Below are 15,373 nucleotides of genomic sequence, written 5' to 3'. Positions count from 1 at the left end.
CGCGGGTGGCCAGGCAGTTCAGCGAGCCCGGGCCGTAGAAGTAGATCGCGGACTCGAAGCCCTTCCGCAGCGCCCGGGTGGCCTGCAGGATCGCCACGAAGCTCACCGAGGACTCGTGCGCGATGCCGTGCACCAGCGTGAAGTAGGTCTCGCCGTTCTCGGCCTGGTAGTCCGGGAACACCTTGGTGCCGCCGTAGATCGACGACCCCTCGGGCATCGACGGGTGCGGGATCTCCTCGAGGCTCTGCTTCTCGAGATCGGTCAGGTCGGCCATGTCATCCTCCGATGTGGACAGGTCCTGTGGACGGGTGCGGGACGGGTGGGGAGTGGTCGTGCTCAGACCGGCTGGAGCGCCGGCCGGGTCAGGGCCCCGTAGAGGTCGGGGCGGCGGTCGCGCAGGTTGTTCATGCCGGCGCGGTGGGCGTCGAGGTCGGCGTCGAGGTCGAAGTCGGCGACCACCATCGACTCGGTCTGGCCCGTCGCGGCCACGATCTCGCCGCCGGGGTCGACGATCTTGGCGTTCGCGGCGAAGCGCAGCGAGCCGAACGTGCCGAACTGGTTCGACGCGACCCACACGACCTGGTTCTCCAGCGCGCGGGCCCGGTCGAACAGGTCGAAGCGGCGGGTCCAGCGGTCCTGCGCGGGATCGGGGTGCGGGTTCGTCGCGCTGACCGGCCAGGCCGACATCGAGACGATCACCCGCGCGCCGTCGATCGCCAGGGCCCGGGCCGCCTCGGGGAAGCCCTTGTCCCAGCAGATCTGCATGCCGATGCGGCCGATCGGGGTCTCGAAGGCCTCGAACGCGTCCCCTGCCGTGTAGGTGGCGTCCTCGCGCAGCGGCTGGTGGACCTTCCGGTAGGTGCCGAGCACGCCGTCGCCGGTCACGCAGACCGCCGCGTTGTACCGGCGGTCCTCCGCCGCCTCGCAGTAGCCGGCGGTGACGACGAGGTCCCCGGCCAGCGCGGCCAGGCGGGCGATCTCGGGGCCGTCGACCGCGAAGGCCGGCGGCGGGGAGGCGGATCCGTCGAGGTCGGAGACGTAGCCGCCGAGCGCGGCCTCGGGCAGGGCGAGCAGCTGCGCGTCCTGCTGCTTCGCCTCGTCGACCAGGCGGGCGATGCGGGCGAAGTCGGCCTCGAGGTCCCGGTCGAAGGGGGCCGCGACGGTCGCGACGCGGGTCGTGGGCATGGCGGGGCTCCTCAGCTGGCCGACCGGGGGGCGACCCAGTCGGGATCGTCGGTGGGGTCGGACGGGAAGGTGCTGGTGGGGGTGCCGGCCAGCCAGTGCAGGCCGTCGGCGACGCGGCCGGCGCGGCGGGTCTCGAGGATCCGGCGGACGACGTGCTCGGCGTCGTCGGCCACGCCCGAGAAGCGCCCGGAGCCCCAGGTGTACTGCCAGGGCAGGCCGATGAAGTAGACGCCGGGCCGGCTGGTCACCCCGCGCTGGTGGGTGGGGTAGCCGCGGCCGTCGAAGATCGGCAGCTCGATCCAGCGGTCGTCCCGGCCGTAGCCGGTGGACCAGATGACGGTGGTGATGCCGGCGGCGGCGAGGTCGATCTCCTCCGGCTCGTCGGACTCCGGCGCCCAGACCGGGGCCTTCCGCTCCTCGACGGGGGCGTCGATCCCGTTCGCGGCGATGTACGCGTCGATCGAGTCCTTGATGCCCTCGGCGACGGCGTCGGCTCCGTCCAGGTTGGACCGCAGGTCGCCGGCGAAGCGGAGCCGCCCGGCGGTGATCCCGACCAGCCGGCCGTGCAGGTGCATCCCCTCCAGGGCGAACTTACGCAGGTCGATGTCGCGCCCGCCGTCGCGGCCGGTGACGTAGTGGTTCGTCTTGTGCCGCACCGCCTCCGCGTCGGGGAACTGGTCGATCCCCTTCGTGTAGGTGCCCATCTCGGACAGCCAGGCCACGCAGTCCCGGCCGCGGTAGAAGCGGGCGACGCGCGGCGCGGTGCCGGTGGCGAGGTGGACGGTGCGCCCGGCGAGGTGCAGGTCCTCGGCGATCTGGCAGCCGGACTGCCCGGTGCCGACGACCAGGACCGCGCCCTCGGGCAACTGCTCCGGATTGCGGTACTGGGAGGAGTGCAGCCGGGTCACCGCGTCCGGGAGGCGCTCGGCCATCCGCGGGGTGCGCGGGACCTGGTACGGCCCGGTCGCGACCACGACCTGGTCCGCGGTCACGGTCCCCTTGTCCGTGCCGATCCGGAAGGTACCGTCCTCGACGGCGCGCAGCGAGGTGGCGCGGACGCCCTCCACGAGCGGCGGGTCGAAGGAGGCGACGAACTTCTCCAGGTAGGCGGTGATCTCGTCGCGGACCATGAAGCCGTCGGGGTCCGGCCCGTCGTACGGGAACTCGGGCAGGCGGCACTGCCAGTTCGGCGTGACCAGGCAGAACGAGTCCCAGCGCCGGTCCTGCCACTCGTGCCCGGCGGTCCGCGCCTCGAGCACCAGATGGTCGACGCCGTGGGTGACGAGCCATCGGCTCACCGAGAGCCCCGCCTGCCCGCCACCGACGACCACGACGGAGCGGTGCGCGCCGTCGAGCTCGGCGGTGGCGGGGGCGCGATCGGGGACGGCGCGCAGGTGGGCGGCCGGCTGCGACGGGGACATGGAGAATCAGCTCCTGGGAGGGCTCCGGGACGGTGGGGTGCGAGCCGGGCCGTGACTGGCTCGGGTACCAGTTCACGGCGGAGCCGTTGCGGAGATGTGTCATCCGGAACGCGTCTGCGTTTCCGGATCTTGCTCGTGTTTCGTCGCGGTGAGATCGGAGCGGCGCTCTCGCCGGGATCGCCCGGGCGGCGCCGGGGGATTGCGGGCGAAGGTCGGTCGGGAACGGGGCCGGGACCAGCCACACCTGCCCGTGCTCCCGCACCGGGTGAACCGCGCACCAGCCCAGGGCTCGGACGGTCGGTGCAGCCCCCGCGGGGTCCCGGGCACGAGGGCGCTGACACCGACCGGAGCGCACACCCGCTGCCGCGTCCCGCACCCGGTCGACGAGATGTGGGGCGTACGGGCGGGCTGTGGCGTTCGTGTCGAAGCGGGTGTGGCAGGTCCGGGTTGGTGGGCGGCGGCCTCATCCGCGGGTACTCATCGGGGGCGCTGCCTCTTCGCGGATACGAAAAGTTCAGAAGAGGTCGGCGGCGCAGCGGCGACTTTCCGGGTGTTGTCGTCCGGCGCACGGACGGAAGCGGCTGCGCCGTTCGCGGTATCGGCCGAGAAGTGCCGCAGGTCTCATTGCGGTGTGTGTTATGCCCGGGTCGACGGGCTCGCCGAAGAAGGGTGTTGGGGCCGATTCCGGCCGCCCCGACCCGACACGTCGGAGGCGCGCCGGTGTCGAAGGTCATGACGACGCCGCGACCTACGACGAGGGCCGTGCGAGGTGCGGATGACGATCGAACCGGAGAGCGACAGCGGCGGTTCGGGTGCCCTCGCCGCCCGGCCGTCGCCGAGTCCTGGTGCGTCCCACTCGTCGCTCCGCGCCGCCCGATGTGCCGGCGATCGGGAACGGGTCGCCGACCGCCCGGCAGATGATCCACTGCCCGGCCCCGTCGGCACCCGCCCGCCCCTCGATGGTCCGGTCGGTCCGACCGACTCCGGACTGTTCGCCTCGCGCCGCCGGACCGCTGCCCCTATCGTGCGAGCGGATCGGGATCGTGGCGAGCGTCATGCTCCGTGACGACCCGTGGCGGACGGCGACGGCGCGTAGGGGTCCGCCCACCGGGCCCGCCCGCCGAGGCGGCCGCAGAATCGGTGATGCACCTGCGGAAACTGCGCCGACCATTCACCTGCGCCGCTGGTGCCCACATTCCGGGCCCGATAAACGATGTTGTGGCGACGATCACGGAACCGCGGGATCGAATGTTGTCGACAATCGTCGACGGGTGCAGCTTCGCAATACCCCTGTTACGTTCGTTGGCCATGACAGCAGCCACCACCGACACCACGGATCCGTCCGGCGACGAACCCGGACTGACGGTGGGGCCCCCGACGATCGACGACGGTGTCGACCTCTGGCGGATGGCGGCGGAGTCCCGCGTGCTGGACGTGAACTCCCGGTACGCGTACCTCCTCTGGTGCCGCGACTTCGCCGCGACCTCGGTGATCGCGAAGCTCGACGGCGAGCCCGTCGGCTTCGTCACGGGGTACCGCCGCCCGGACGCTCCCGAAACACTCCTCGTCTGGCAGGTCGCCGTCGGCGCCGCCGCCCGCGGCCGCGGGGTCGCGGGGCGGATGTTGGACACGCTTTTCGCGCAGGTTCCCGACGTCCGTTTCCTGGAGACGACGGTGACTCCGGACAACGACGCGTCGAACGCCATGTTCGCCGCCTTCGCGCGCCGGAACGACGCAGAAGTGTCGAGAACGGAATTGTTCCCCGGCTCCCTTCTCGGCGACGGACACGAGTCAGAGATCCTCTATCGAATCGGCCCGATCCCGACCGAAGGATGATGAGAAGGAAATGACCATCTTCGAGGACGTCGAGTCCGAGGTCCGCTCGTACTGCCGCAACTGGCCGGTGGTCTTCGACACCGCCAAGGGCGCCCGCCTGTGGGACGTCGACGGCAACTCCTACCTCGACTTCTTCGCCGGTGCGGGCGCGCTGAACTACGGGCACAACCCGGAGCCGCTCAAGAAGAAGCTGCTGGAGTACCTGTCCCGGGACGGGATCACCCACGGCCTGGACATGTACACCACGGCCAAGGGTGAGTTCCTCAACACCTTCCGGGAGAAGATCCTCGCCCCGCGCAACCTGGACTACAAGGTCCAGTTCCCCGGGCCGACCGGCGCCAACGCCGTCGAGTCCGCGCTCAAGCTGGCCCGCAAGATCACCGGCAAGGAGGCGATGGTGAACTTCACCAACGCCTTCCACGGCATGACCCTCGGCGCGCTCTCGGTGACCGGCAACTCGATGAAGCGCGGCGGCGCCGGCATCCCGCTGGTCCACGCCACCCCGATGCCGTTCGACAACTACTTCGAGGGCAAGGTGCCGGACTTCCTGTGGTTCGAGAAGGTGCTCACCGACACCGGCTCGAGCCTCAACGAACCCGCCGCGGTCATCGTCGAGACGGTGCAGGGCGAGGGCGGCATCAACCCGGCCCGCATCGAGTGGCTGCAGGGCCTGGCCGAGCTGTGCAAGCGCCACGAGATCCTGCTGATCGTCGACGACGTCCAGATGGGCGTCGGCCGGACCGGGCCGTTCTTCTCCTTCGAGGCCGCGGGCATCCAGCCGGACATCGTCACGATCTCCAAGTCGATCTCCGGTTACGGGCTGCCGATGGCCCTGGTGCTGATCAAGCCCGAGTTCGACATCTGGGGTCCCGGCGAGCACAACGGCACCTTCCGCGGGCACAACCCGGCGTTCGTCACCGGCACCGAGGCGATCCACCGGTTCTGGAGCGACGACACCCTCGAGCGCGAGACGATCCGCAAGGGGGAGAAGGTCGAGGAGGCCTTCAACCGGATCGTCGCCGACACCAAGTCGACCGAGCTCACCGCGAAGGGCCGGGGCCTGGCCCGCGGCCTGCAGTTCGCGCAGGAGGAGCAGGCCGCCAAGGTGTGTGCCGCCGCGTTCGAGCGGGGACTCCTGATGGAGACCTCGGGCCCCCAGAGCGAGGTCATGAAGATCCTCGCGCCCCTGACCATCACCGACGACGAGCTCGACGAAGGCCTCGCCGTCGTCGCCGAGTCCGTCAAGGTCGTCACCTCCGGAGGCTGAGCACTACATGATCGTCCGCAAGATCGATGACGTCACCGGCACGAAGAACCACGTCGACACGCCCGGCTGGTACTCGCGCCGCATCGTCACCGCGCACGACCGGGTCGGTTTCTCCGTCGGCGAGACGGTGCTGCGGGCCGGCTCGACGAACGACTTCTGGTACGCGAACCACGTCGAGGCCGTCTACATCGTCTCCGGCGAGGGCGAGCTGTACGACAAGGACAACGACACGACGTACGAGCTCGGCCCGGGCACGATGTACCTGCTGGACGGCAACGAGAAGCACCAGGTGCGGGTCCGGTCGGACATCACCTGCGTCTGCGTGTTCACCCCGCCGATCGTCGGCACCGAGGTGCACGACGAGAACGGGGTGTACCCGCTGCTCGAGCTGCCGCCGGAGCCGGCCGGCCAGGCCTGACGCCCGGTGTGCGCACCGCCGGGCCCCGGACGGGCCCGGCGGTCGCGCCGTGTACCACTGCACCACGGCACCGCCGGACGACCGAACGCCGCCGCACCCACCGCAGAGGAAGGGCGGAAGCACTCCCGCAGGGACCGACGAGGAAAGGAAGGGACGCGCATGTCTGCCCCGAGCAGCAGCCAGACCCGCACCACCCAGGACCGCTACTACACGCGGGTGTCGACCGAGCCCGCGTTGATCGAGCGCGTCGAGCCGACGGTCTGGGGGAGCGAGTCCAGCGCCGGCATGTTCGGCGCCCAGGAACTGCACGGCCACGCCGAGAACGGCTTCAGCCAGGTGCCCCAGCTGCTCACCCCGGACGAGGTCGCGGGCTACGCGGCCGAGCTCGACCGGCTGGCCAACGACCCGCTGATCCGCGCGGACGACCGCTGCATCGTCGAGAAGAAGTCGAACGAGGTGCGTTCGATCTTCGAGGTGCACAGGATCAGCGACGCCATCGCGCGCCTGGTCGCCGACGAGCGCGTGGTCGGCCGGGCCCGCCAGATCCTCGGCGGCGACGTGTACGTCCACCAGAGCCGGATCAACTACAAGCCCGGCTTCGGCGGCGGCGGCTTCTACTGGCACTCGGACTTCGAGACCTGGCACGCCGAGGACGGCATGCCCACGCCGCGCGCGGTGAGCTGCTCGATCTCGCTGACCGAGAACTACCCGTACAACGGCTGTCTGATGATCATGCCGGGGTCGCACAAGACCTTCGTGAGCTGCGTCGGCGAGACGCCGGAGGACAACTACCGGTCCTCGCTCAAGGAGCAGGAGATCGGCACGCCGGACCCGGACAGCCTCACGGCCCTGGCGAACCGACACGGGATCGCCATGCTCACCGGGAAGGCCGGCTCGGCGACCTTCTTCGACTCCAACTGCATGCACGGTTCCGGGGACAACATCACCCCGTACCCGCGCTCGAACATCTTCATCGTGTTCAACAGCGTGGAGAACACCTGCGTCGAGCCGTACTACGCGCCCAAGCGGCGCCCGGAGTACATCGGCGCGCGGGACTTCACGCCGGTGCGCTGACACCGGTCACGACGGACGGGGCGGCTCCCCTGCGGGAGCCGCCCCGCCGGCGTCGGCGGGCGGGCCTCAGACGGCCGGCGAGCGGCGGTCGAAGACCGTGGTCGAACGGTCCAGCCGCTCCTCCAGCCGCACCAGGGGAGTGAGCTCGGGGCGCTTGGGCAGGTAGCCCTCGCCGGTGTGCCCGCCCCGCAGACGCTTGCGCACGTACGGCATGACGTGGTCGCGCACCCAGGCGAGGTCCTCGGCCTGCCGCGCGCGCCAGCTCGCGCGCTCGACGACCGGCCACGGGGTCCGCCAGTCCGACGGCACGGGCTCGCCCAGGACCTCAAGCGCGCGCAGCGAGACGAGCTCGTGCGCCTCGGGGGTGAGGTGCAGCCGGTCGCTGGCCCACGCGCGGGGGTCGGCCAGCACGTTCATGCCCCAGAGGTCGACCACGCGGCAGCCGTGCCGGTCGGCGCTGGCCCGCAGGTTCTCGTTGAAGGTCGCCACCCGGCCGCGCAGCCGGCGCAGCAGCACGTGCATCCGGCGCAGGTCGAAGCCGGTGAAGATCAGCACGTCCGCCCCGGTCGCCACCAGCCGGGCGAGGGCGGCGTCGAAGCGCACCGCCAGGTCGTCGGGGTCGCACTGCAGGCCGATGATGTCGTTGCCGCCCGCGCAGAAGGAGATGAGGTCGGGGCGCATCACCTCCGCGACGGGCACCTGGTCGGCGACCACCTGGTCGAGGAGCTTGCCGCGCACGGCGAGGTTGGCGTAGGTGAACCCGGGGCGCCCGGCCGCGAGCCGCTCGGCCAGCCGGTCGGCCCAACCGCGCGGCGACCCGTCGTCCCGGAGGTCGTTCAGGCCTTCCGTGAAGCTGTCGCCGATGGCGACGAAGCTGTTCCACCGGTTCACGGCACCCAGCTCCCTTCGCATCCGTTCTCCTCGTGTCCAGAGCATGGCCACCTCCCTGCTCGGACAGGATCACCCAAGTGTCACGAAATCCGCCAGCACGGCGTGATCTCGATGAGGGGATAGGGCACCCTTGCCTCTCGTGAGCACACCCGATGGCCCCCCGGGCCGCCCGGAGCGCGGCACGGGGAGCGGCACCCACGGCGACGGCGGACCCGGGGACGGCCGGGACCGGCGCCGGGAGGGCGCCGAGTCGCTGCGCGCGATCCTCGGCGGCCGCGGCGGGGCGATCGACGCCTCCGTGCCGGTCGGCGCGTTCGTGCTGGTCTGGCTGCTGGCGGGGGCGCTGGGCTGGTGGTCGCCGGTGGGGATCGCGGCGGGCGCGGCGATCCTGGCGGGCGTCGTCGTCGCGATCGTCCGCCTGGCCCGGGGCACGCGCCCGCGGGCGGTGCTGTTCGGGCTGCTGGGGGTGGCCGTCGCCGCGATCGTGGCGCTCTACACGGGCCGGGCGGAGGACTTCTTCCTCGTCCAGATCCTCAGCAACGTCGCCAGCGCGCTCGCCTGGGCCGTCTCGATCGTGGTGCGCTGGCCGCTGCTGGGCCTGGTCGTGGGCACCGCGCTCGGGCAGCGGACGCGGTGGCGGCGGGACCCGGACCTGCTCCGCGGCTACCAGCGGGCGAGCTGGGTGTGGGTGGCGCAGTACGTCGTGCGGGTGGCGGTGTTCGTGCCGCTGTACCAGGCCGAGTGGGTGTTCGCGCTGGGTGCGGCGCGGGTCGCGTTCAGCCCGGCGCTGGTCGCGCTGAGCGTCGTGCTCTCCTGGCCGGCCCTGCGTTCGGCCCTCCCGCCGGACCATCCGGGGATCCGGCACCCCCGGGTGCCGGGCGACGATCCGGGAGGCCCTACGGTGGAGGGTCCCGCCACGGACAGGTGACAACCCTCACTCATGGTGATCGTCAGGTGCGTTTCCTTGATCGCCGACGTTCATACGGGGGAGGTAAGCCCGGTAGCCCTCGCGCGATGTGAAACGGAGTCATGGCCCAGCAGCATCCCCGCCCGCAGTCATCCCGGTACCCGCAGGCCGAGGCCGGCCCCCACAGCCGGCCCGTCCCGCACCAGCCCGGCCCGCCCGACCTCCCGCGCACCGGGGCCGCCCAGCGGCCGGGCGCCGGACGTCCCGACGACCGCCGGCCCGGCCACCCCGGCCCGCAGCGCCGGTCCGGGTCCGGGGACTCCACCGGATCCGCAGGCTCGCGGGGGTCCTCGTCGACCCGTCGCGTCGGGCCACCGTCCTCGGGCGTGCCCACCCAGGTCACGACGGCCACGGGCCCGAACCCGGCCACCCCCCGCCCGCGGACCCCCTCCGGCGGTGTCCCGACCACGGCGATCAGCCCGGCGACGGGCACGGCGGCCACCAGCGCGACCATCGAGGAGAAGACGCCGGACCTCACCGTCAACAAGGTCCTCGCCGGTGCGGGCGCGGCCGCGACCACGGCCGTGTTCGGGTCCTTCTTCGGCGCCACGGGCACGGTGGCCGGTGCGGCGCTGGGCTCGGTCGTGACGACCCTCGGCACCACGATCTACCAGCGCTCGCTCGACCGCACCAAGGAGACGGTGCTGGCGCGGGTGAAGATCCCCGGCCGCAAGGACGCCGTCGTGATCGCGGAGCCGGTGGACCCGCTGGCCACGATCCCGCTGCAGCGCCGCACGGACGAGGGCGGCGGCCCCACCATGCTCCAGCCGGCGCTCGGCGACGAGGCGCCGGAGAAGACCCGTCCCTGGTACACGCGCAAGCGCCTGCTGCTGGCGGCGGCCTCGACCGTCGCCGCGTTCGTGGTGGGCATGGTGGTGATCACCGGCGTCGAGTGGGTCAAGGGGTCGCCGATCTCCGGCGGCACCTCCGGGACCTCGGTCAGCCGGGTCGTCTCCGGGAGCCCGATCACCCCCGAGGACGACACCGACGGGGGCGGCAGCACGGACACCACGGAGACCACCACGCCGACGACGTCCGCGGAGCCGACGGACGAGCAGGACGGGTCCACCGAGCGCCCCGGCACCGAGGAGTCGACGGGCAGCGCCACCGCCACGACCACCCCGCGCACCGGCACGCCGACCCGGACGACCGCGCCCGGCGCGGGGAGCGACTCGGGCTCGCAGACCGGGGACCAGCAGCCGACCGGGCGCAGCGGCAGCGGCAGCGGCGGCGAGAACGCCGGGAACTGATCTTGCGAGCTACCCCAGCCGCGCGCGGAGGGCCCTGGCCGCGGCCTCCGGGTCCTCCGCCTCGGTGATGGCGCGGACGACCACGATGCGCGTGGCGCCGGCGGCGAGGACCTCGTCGAGGTTCCCGCCGTCGATCCCGCCGATCGCGAACCACGGCCGCGCCGGCGCGCGCCCGGCCACCGTGCGGACCAGGTCCAGGCCCGGGGCGGGCCGGCCGGGCTTGGTCGGGGTGGGCCAGCAGGGGCCCACGCAGAAGTAGTCCACGCCGGGCTCGTCCGCGGCCCGCAGGGTCTCCTCGGTGCTGTGCGACGAGCGCCCGACGACGATCTCCTCGCCCGCGACCCGGCGGGCCCACTCGACGGGCAGGTCGTCCTGGCCCAGGTGCAGCACGTCCGCGCCGGCGGCCAGCGCGACGTCCGCCCGGTCGTTCACCGCCAGGAGCCTGTCGTGCTTCGCGCAGGCCTCGGCCAGCACCTCGAGGGCCGCCAGCTCCTGCTTCGCCTCGAGCGGCTCGCCGCCCTTCTCGCGGAGCTGGATGACGTCCACGCCGCCGGCGAGGGCGGCGTCGGCGAACTCCGCCAGGTCCCCGCGGTCCCGGCGGGCGCCGGTGCAGAGGTAGAGCCGGGCGTCGGCGAGCCGGGTCAGCAGCGTCTCACGGTCGAGTCGGGGCACGGTCCGGGAGCGTAGGCTGGGCGGCCGGAAACGGGAGCTGTGGGTGCAGGGCACGGGAGTCCGCGGTCGAGCGGGCTGAGAGGGGACTGGCCGGTCCCGACCGTCGAACCTGATCCGGGTCATGCCGGCGCAGGGAGGAAGCAAGGTGGAGGAGCTCGTCGTCGTCGGTGGCGGCGTCATCGGGCTGAGCTGCGCGTGGCGCGCGGCGCAGGCGGGCCTGCGGGTGACCCTGCGGGACCCCGCCCCGGCGAGCGGCTCGTCGTGGGTGGCGGGCGGCATGCTCGCCCCGGTCACCGAGGCGTGGCCGGGCGAGGAGGGCCTGCTCCGGCTCGGGCTGGAGTCGCTGGAGCTCTGGCCGGACTTCGCGGAGGAGCTCTCCGCGGCCGCCGGGCAGCCGGCGGGCCTGCACCCGGAGGGCACGGTCGTCGCGGCGACCGGCTCCGGGGACCGGGCCGAGCTCGACGCCCTCGCGGAGCACCTGGCCCGGCTGGGCCGGCCCGTCGAGCGGCTGACCGGGCGGGAGCTGCGGCGACTGGAGCCCGCGCTGGGCCCGGACGTCCGCGGCGGGCTGTCGGTCCCGGGCGACCTGTCCGTGGACAACCGGGCGCTGCTCACGGCCCTGCGCGCGGCCGCGGAGAAGGCCGGTGTGGTGATCGAGGAGCGGGCCTGGGAGCCGGGCGAGAGCGCCTTGGGGACCGTGCTGATCTGTGCAGGCGCCCACTCGGCGGCGCTGCACCCGGGGCTCGCCGGCCTGGTCCGGCCCGTCAAGGGCGAGATCCTGCGGCTGACCCACCGGCGCGGCGCCTTCCCGGTGCCCAGGAGGACCGTGCGCGCCCTGGTCGACGGCCGCCCGGTCTACCTCGTCCCGCGCCCGGGCGGCCTGGTCGTCGGGGCCACCCAGAGCGAGCACGGGTTCGACACCGAGCCCACCGTCGGTGGGGTTCGCGACCTGCTGCGGGACGCGGAGCGCATCCTGCCGGGCATCGCCGAGTACGCCCTGGCCGAGGCCGCGGCGGGGCTGCGCCCCGGCAGCCCCGACAACGTGCCGGTGATCGGCCGGCTGGGCGGGCGCACGCTCGTCGCCACCGGGCACAGCCGCAACGGGATCCTGCTGGCCCCGCTCACCGCCCGGCTCGTCGTCGGGCTGCTGGGGGGCGGGACGGTGCCGGCGGCGGTCGACCCCGCGCGCTTCGGGAGGACGGGAACGTGAAGGTGGAGATCAACGGGACCGCGCACGACCTGGCCGACGAGGCCACGGTCACCGACGCGCTGGCCGCGATCGAGGCCCCGGAGAAGGGGATCGCCGTGGCCGTCGACGGGCAGGTCGTGCGGCGGGCCGACTGGGCGTCGACCCGGCTGGCCGCGGGCGCCGCGGTCGAGGTGCTGACGGCGGTGCAGGGAGGATGACGGTGGACGTGAGCCAGGACGAGACGCTGGTGGTGGGTGGCCGCAAGATCGGCTCGCGGCTGATCACGGGGACCGGCGGGGCTGCGAACCTGGAGGTCCTGGAGCGGGCGCTGGTCGCCTCCGGGACCACGCTGACGACGGTCGCGATGCGCCGGATCGACGCGCAGACCGGCACCGGGGTGCTGGACCTGCTGCGCCGGCTCGGCATCGAGATCCTGCCGAACACCGCGGGCTGCCGCACCGCGGCCGAGGCCGTGCTCACCGCGCGGCTCGCCCGGGAGGCCCTGGAGACGGACCTGGTCAAGCTCGAGGTCGTCGCCGACGAGCGGACCCTGCTGCCGGACCCGATCGAGCTGCTCGACGCCGCCGAGCAGCTGGTCGACGACGGCTTCACCGTGCTCCCGTACACCAACGACGACCCGGTGCTGGCCCGCAAGCTGGAGCAGGCCGGCTGCGCGGCCGTGATGCCGCTGGGCTCGCCGATCGGGACCGGGCTGGGCATCCGCAACCCCCACAACATCGAGATGATCGTGGCGCAGGCCGGCGTGCCGGTCGTGCTCGACGCCGGCATCGGCACCGCCTCCGAGGCCGCGCAGGCCATGGAGCTGGGCTGCGACGCCGTCCTGCTGGCCACCGCGGTGACCCGGGCGGCCGACCCGGAGCGGATGGCGCACGCGATGCGGCTGGCCGTGGAGGCCGGGTACGCGGCCCGGCACGCCGGCCGGATCCCGCGGCGGTACTGGGCGCAGGCGTCGTCGCCGGAGATCGACGGGCCGCGGTTCGACTGACACGGCTGCCACGCCGTTCGGCGGGATCCGCCCGCGGGCGTGGCAGGGTGAGGCCGTGCCGCTGTTCTCCTTCGAGGGCCTCGCCCCGACCGTCCACCCGTCCGCCTTCGTCGCCCCGACCGCCACGCTCGTCGGCGACGTGCGGGTCGAGGAGGGCGCCTCGATCTGGTACAACGCCGTGCTCCGGGCCGACTTCGGCCCGATCGTCGTGCGGGCCGGGGCCAACGTGCAGGACGGGTGCGTGCTGCACGGCGGCGACGACCCCGTCACCGAGATCGGTCCGGGCGCGACGATCGGCCACCTGTGCGTGGTGCACGGCAGCGTGATCGGCGCCGAGTGTGTGATCGGCAACGGGGCCACTATCCAGGACGGCGCGCGGATCGGCGCACGCTCGCTGATCGGGGCCGGGTCGACCGTGCCGCCGAACAAGGTGATCCCGGAGGGCACGCTGGTGCTCGGGCCGCCCGCCGCCACGAAGGGCGGGCTGACGCCGGAGGCCGAGCGCTGGGTGCAGACGAACCCGGACATCTACCGGGAGCTCGCGCAGCGGCACGCCAAGACCGTCACCCCCGTCGTCCCCTGATGTCATGACGCCGCGCGGGGGTCGCAGGGGAGCGGTGGCGCTGTCGGCGCTGTCGGCGCTGTCGGCGCTGTCGGCGCTGTCGGCGCTGTCGGAGCCGCGCGGGGGCGGCAGGGGAGCGGCGCTCGCGGCGCTGACGGTCGTGGTGGCCGTCGGCCTCGCCGGGTGCTCCGGGACACCGGCGGCGTCCCCGCCGCCGCCCGCCCCGACCTCCACGGCCGCGCCGGTCGCGGCGCCCTCGCCGCCGGCGGCGAGCACAGGTGGCGTGGTCGTCTGGTTCGTCGGCTCGACCGCGGCCGGCGACCGGCTGTACCGGGAACGCCGGGCGACCACCGAGGGCGGCCCGGACGGGGCGGCGCCGGACCCGGCGGGCGTCGCCGTGCGGGAGCTGCTCGCGGGCCGGCCGGAGGACCCCGACCACCGCTCGGACTGGCCGCCCGGGGTGACCCTGCGTGGCCCCGTGACGCACGCCGACGGCGTGTTCACGGTGGACCTCGGGACGCCCGGGCCGCTGCCCGGACCCGCGGGCCTGGCCCTGCAGCAGCTCGTCCAGACCGTGCAGAGCACCACGGGAAGCGACGACCCGGTACGCGTGCTGGTCGACGGTCGGCCGGCGGCGACGCTGCTGGGGGAGGACGTGTCGCGGCCGCTGACCGCGGACGACCCGCTCCGGGTTCGGGCCCTCGTCCAGCTCGACGACCCGGTGGAGGGTGCGGTCGTCGGCTCCCCGGTGGTGGTGACCGGCGAGGCGGCGGTGTTCGAGGCGACCCTGCTGTGGGAGGTCCGCGACACCGCCGGCCGGACGGTGCGGTCGGGCTTCGCGACCACCACCGAGGGCCAGACCTTCGCGCCGTACCGGTTCGAGGTGCCGCTGGAGCCCGGCACCTACGACCTCGTGGTCTCCGAGGACGACCCGAGCGGCGGCGAGGGCCGGGCCCCGATGACCGACTCGGCGCGGATCACCGTCCGCTGACCGGCCCCGCCGGCTCCCGCGCCCCCCGCAGGCCCAGCGACCGCAGCTCCGCCTCGGCCAGCGCCGCAACGGCGGCGGGATCGCCGGTGCGCCAGGCCCCGGCCGGGTCGGGCGTGATGCGTAGCAGGGTCCGGAGGGGCCGGTGGGCGAGCGCCCGCAGGGCCAGGACGTCCGGGCCGGCCTCGCGCGCGCCGGCCGCCGCCGTGGCCCGCCGCGCGTAGCGGATCCGCAGCGGCAGCCACACCGCCAGCACGGGCAGCAGCCCCAGCACCGCGACCAGCACACCCGCGCCGGTCGCCACGGCGGCCACGGTGTCGATCTGCTGCTGGCCCGCCGCGACGAGCGACGACCCGGCGTCCGCCCCGGGGGCGAACGCCCCGGCCAGCCGGTCCCCGACGAACGGGACCTCCCCGGCGCCGCGGGCCGCGCCGTCGAACGCGCCGCGGATCGACTCGCCCGCCTGCACCAGGGTCCGGCCGGGACCCTGCAGGCGGAGCAGCAGGTCGTGCGCGGCCACGCCCAGGGAGATCCACACGACCGCCCAGACCACCGCCACCAGGTCGGCCAGCACCTGACCGGCGACCCGCTCCGGCCGCTCCGCATACACACGCATGAGGAGGGTCTACCGGCCGGGCCGGGACGGC

The 15,373-nt window shown here is 73.8% G+C and carries 17 protein-coding genes; 11 read left to right on the top strand and 6 right to left on the bottom strand.

Translation table 11 applies throughout. The features are described 5' to 3' along the window. The 3 genes from ABD990_RS28985 to ABD990_RS28975 all read right to left on the bottom strand — a co-directional run. Positions 1 to 274 (bottom strand): MSMEG_0572/Sll0783 family nitrogen starvation response protein (locus tag ABD990_RS28985; protein WP_345383948.1); only part of this gene is annotated, 274 nt, incomplete at its 3' end. Between the two features lie 62 nt (positions 275 to 336). After that, positions 337 to 1,185 carry a carbon-nitrogen hydrolase family protein gene (locus tag ABD990_RS28980; protein ID WP_345383947.1) on the bottom strand — a complete coding sequence of 283 codons (849 nt, stop codon included), beginning with the start codon at positions 1,183 to 1,185 and terminating at the stop codon, positions 337 to 339. 11 nt (positions 1,186 to 1,196) lie between these two features. Continuing rightward, complete coding sequence (locus ABD990_RS28975) at positions 1,197 to 2,606, bottom strand: MSMEG_0569 family flavin-dependent oxidoreductase (protein WP_345383946.1); 1,410 nt, start codon at positions 2,604 to 2,606, stop codon at positions 1,197 to 1,199. 1,218 nt (positions 2,607 to 3,824) lie between these two features. Here ABD990_RS28975 and ectA point away from each other — a divergent pair. From ectA to thpD, 4 genes are all read left to right on the top strand, one after another. Next, positions 3,825 to 4,442 carry a diaminobutyrate acetyltransferase gene (gene ectA / locus ABD990_RS28970; protein ID WP_345383945.1) on the top strand — a complete coding sequence of 206 codons (618 nt, stop codon included), beginning with the start codon at positions 3,825 to 3,827 and terminating at the stop codon, positions 4,440 to 4,442. A 10-nt stretch (positions 4,443 to 4,452) separates the two neighbouring features. After that, a complete protein-coding gene (ectB, locus tag ABD990_RS28965) occupies positions 4,453 to 5,709 on the top strand; it encodes a diaminobutyrate--2-oxoglutarate transaminase (RefSeq protein WP_345383944.1) in 1,257 nt (418 codons plus the stop codon). 7 nt (positions 5,710 to 5,716) lie between these two features. Next, positions 5,717 to 6,127, top strand: a complete 411-nt coding sequence (locus tag ABD990_RS28960) for an ectoine synthase (RefSeq protein WP_345383943.1) — start codon at positions 5,717 to 5,719, stop codon at positions 6,125 to 6,127. A 159-nt stretch (positions 6,128 to 6,286) separates the two neighbouring features. Further along, positions 6,287 to 7,201: an ectoine hydroxylase gene (thpD, locus tag ABD990_RS28955; RefSeq protein ID WP_345383942.1), complete on the top strand. Its 915-nt coding sequence runs from the start codon at positions 6,287 to 6,289 to the stop codon at positions 7,199 to 7,201. 66 nt (positions 7,202 to 7,267) lie between these two features. Here thpD and ABD990_RS28950 read toward each other — a convergent pair whose 3' ends face one another. Beyond that, a complete protein-coding gene (locus ABD990_RS28950; RefSeq protein WP_345383941.1) occupies positions 7,268 to 8,113 on the bottom strand; it encodes an SGNH/GDSL hydrolase family protein in 846 nt (281 codons plus the stop codon). A 118-nt stretch (positions 8,114 to 8,231) separates the two neighbouring features. On the opposite strand from ABD990_RS28950, the gene ABD990_RS28945 reads away from it, so the two are divergent. Both ABD990_RS28945 and ABD990_RS28940 read left to right on the top strand, forming a co-directional pair. Further along, positions 8,232 to 9,020: a DUF3159 domain-containing protein gene (locus ABD990_RS28945; protein WP_425569681.1), complete on the top strand. Its 789-nt coding sequence runs from the start codon at positions 8,232 to 8,234 to the stop codon at positions 9,018 to 9,020. Between the two features lie 365 nt (positions 9,021 to 9,385). Continuing rightward, a complete protein-coding gene (locus ABD990_RS28940; protein ID WP_345383940.1) occupies positions 9,386 to 10,309 on the top strand; it encodes a hypothetical protein in 924 nt (307 codons plus the stop codon). Positions 10,310 to 10,318: 9 nt separating this feature from the next. Here ABD990_RS28940 and thiE read toward each other — a convergent pair whose 3' ends face one another. Further along, positions 10,319 to 10,981: a thiamine phosphate synthase gene (thiE, locus tag ABD990_RS28935; RefSeq protein ID WP_345383939.1), complete on the bottom strand. Its 663-nt coding sequence runs from the start codon at positions 10,979 to 10,981 to the stop codon at positions 10,319 to 10,321. A gap of 145 nt (positions 10,982 to 11,126) precedes the next feature. On the opposite strand from thiE, the gene thiO reads away from it, so the two are divergent. Genes thiO through ABD990_RS28910 form a run of 5 tightly spaced genes read left to right on the top strand, consistent with a single transcriptional unit; the run spans position 11,127 to position 14,729 of the window. Then, positions 11,127 to 12,191 (top strand): glycine oxidase ThiO, encoded by a 1,065-nt coding sequence (thiO, locus tag ABD990_RS28930; RefSeq protein WP_345383938.1) that lies wholly within the window; start codon positions 11,127 to 11,129, stop codon positions 12,189 to 12,191. Beyond that, on the top strand, positions 12,188 to 12,388 hold the full coding sequence (thiS, locus tag ABD990_RS28925; protein ID WP_345383937.1) for a sulfur carrier protein ThiS: 201 nt from the start codon (positions 12,188 to 12,190) through the stop codon (positions 12,386 to 12,388). Before thiO ends, thiS begins: the two co-directional genes overlap by 4 nt. 8 nt (positions 12,389 to 12,396) lie before the next feature. Then, positions 12,397 to 13,176, top strand: coding sequence for a thiazole synthase (gene thiG / locus ABD990_RS28920; protein WP_425569680.1), 780 nt, complete (start codon positions 12,397 to 12,399; stop codon positions 13,174 to 13,176). A gap of 55 nt (positions 13,177 to 13,231) precedes the next feature. Next, complete coding sequence (locus ABD990_RS28915) at positions 13,232 to 13,759, top strand: gamma carbonic anhydrase family protein (protein ID WP_345383935.1); 528 nt, start codon at positions 13,232 to 13,234, stop codon at positions 13,757 to 13,759. A gap of 4 nt (positions 13,760 to 13,763) precedes the next feature. Next, on the top strand, positions 13,764 to 14,729 hold the full coding sequence (locus ABD990_RS28910) for a Gmad2 immunoglobulin-like domain-containing protein (RefSeq protein WP_345383934.1): 966 nt from the start codon (positions 13,764 to 13,766) through the stop codon (positions 14,727 to 14,729). Here ABD990_RS28910 and ABD990_RS28905 read toward each other — a convergent pair. Next, positions 14,716 to 15,342, bottom strand: a complete 627-nt coding sequence (locus ABD990_RS28905) for a hypothetical protein (protein ID WP_345383933.1) — start codon at positions 15,340 to 15,342, stop codon at positions 14,716 to 14,718. The genes ABD990_RS28910 and ABD990_RS28905 overlap by 14 nt on opposite strands. Between the last annotated feature and the right edge of the window lie 31 nt (positions 15,343 to 15,373).

Source organism: Pseudonocardia yuanmonensis (genome assembly GCF_039542425.1).
Taxonomy (GTDB): Bacteria; Actinomycetota; Actinomycetes; order Mycobacteriales; family Pseudonocardiaceae; genus Pseudonocardia; species Pseudonocardia yuanmonensis.
Note: the sequence above shows the minus strand (reverse complement) of the source record. Positions and strands in the feature narration are given on the sequence as shown.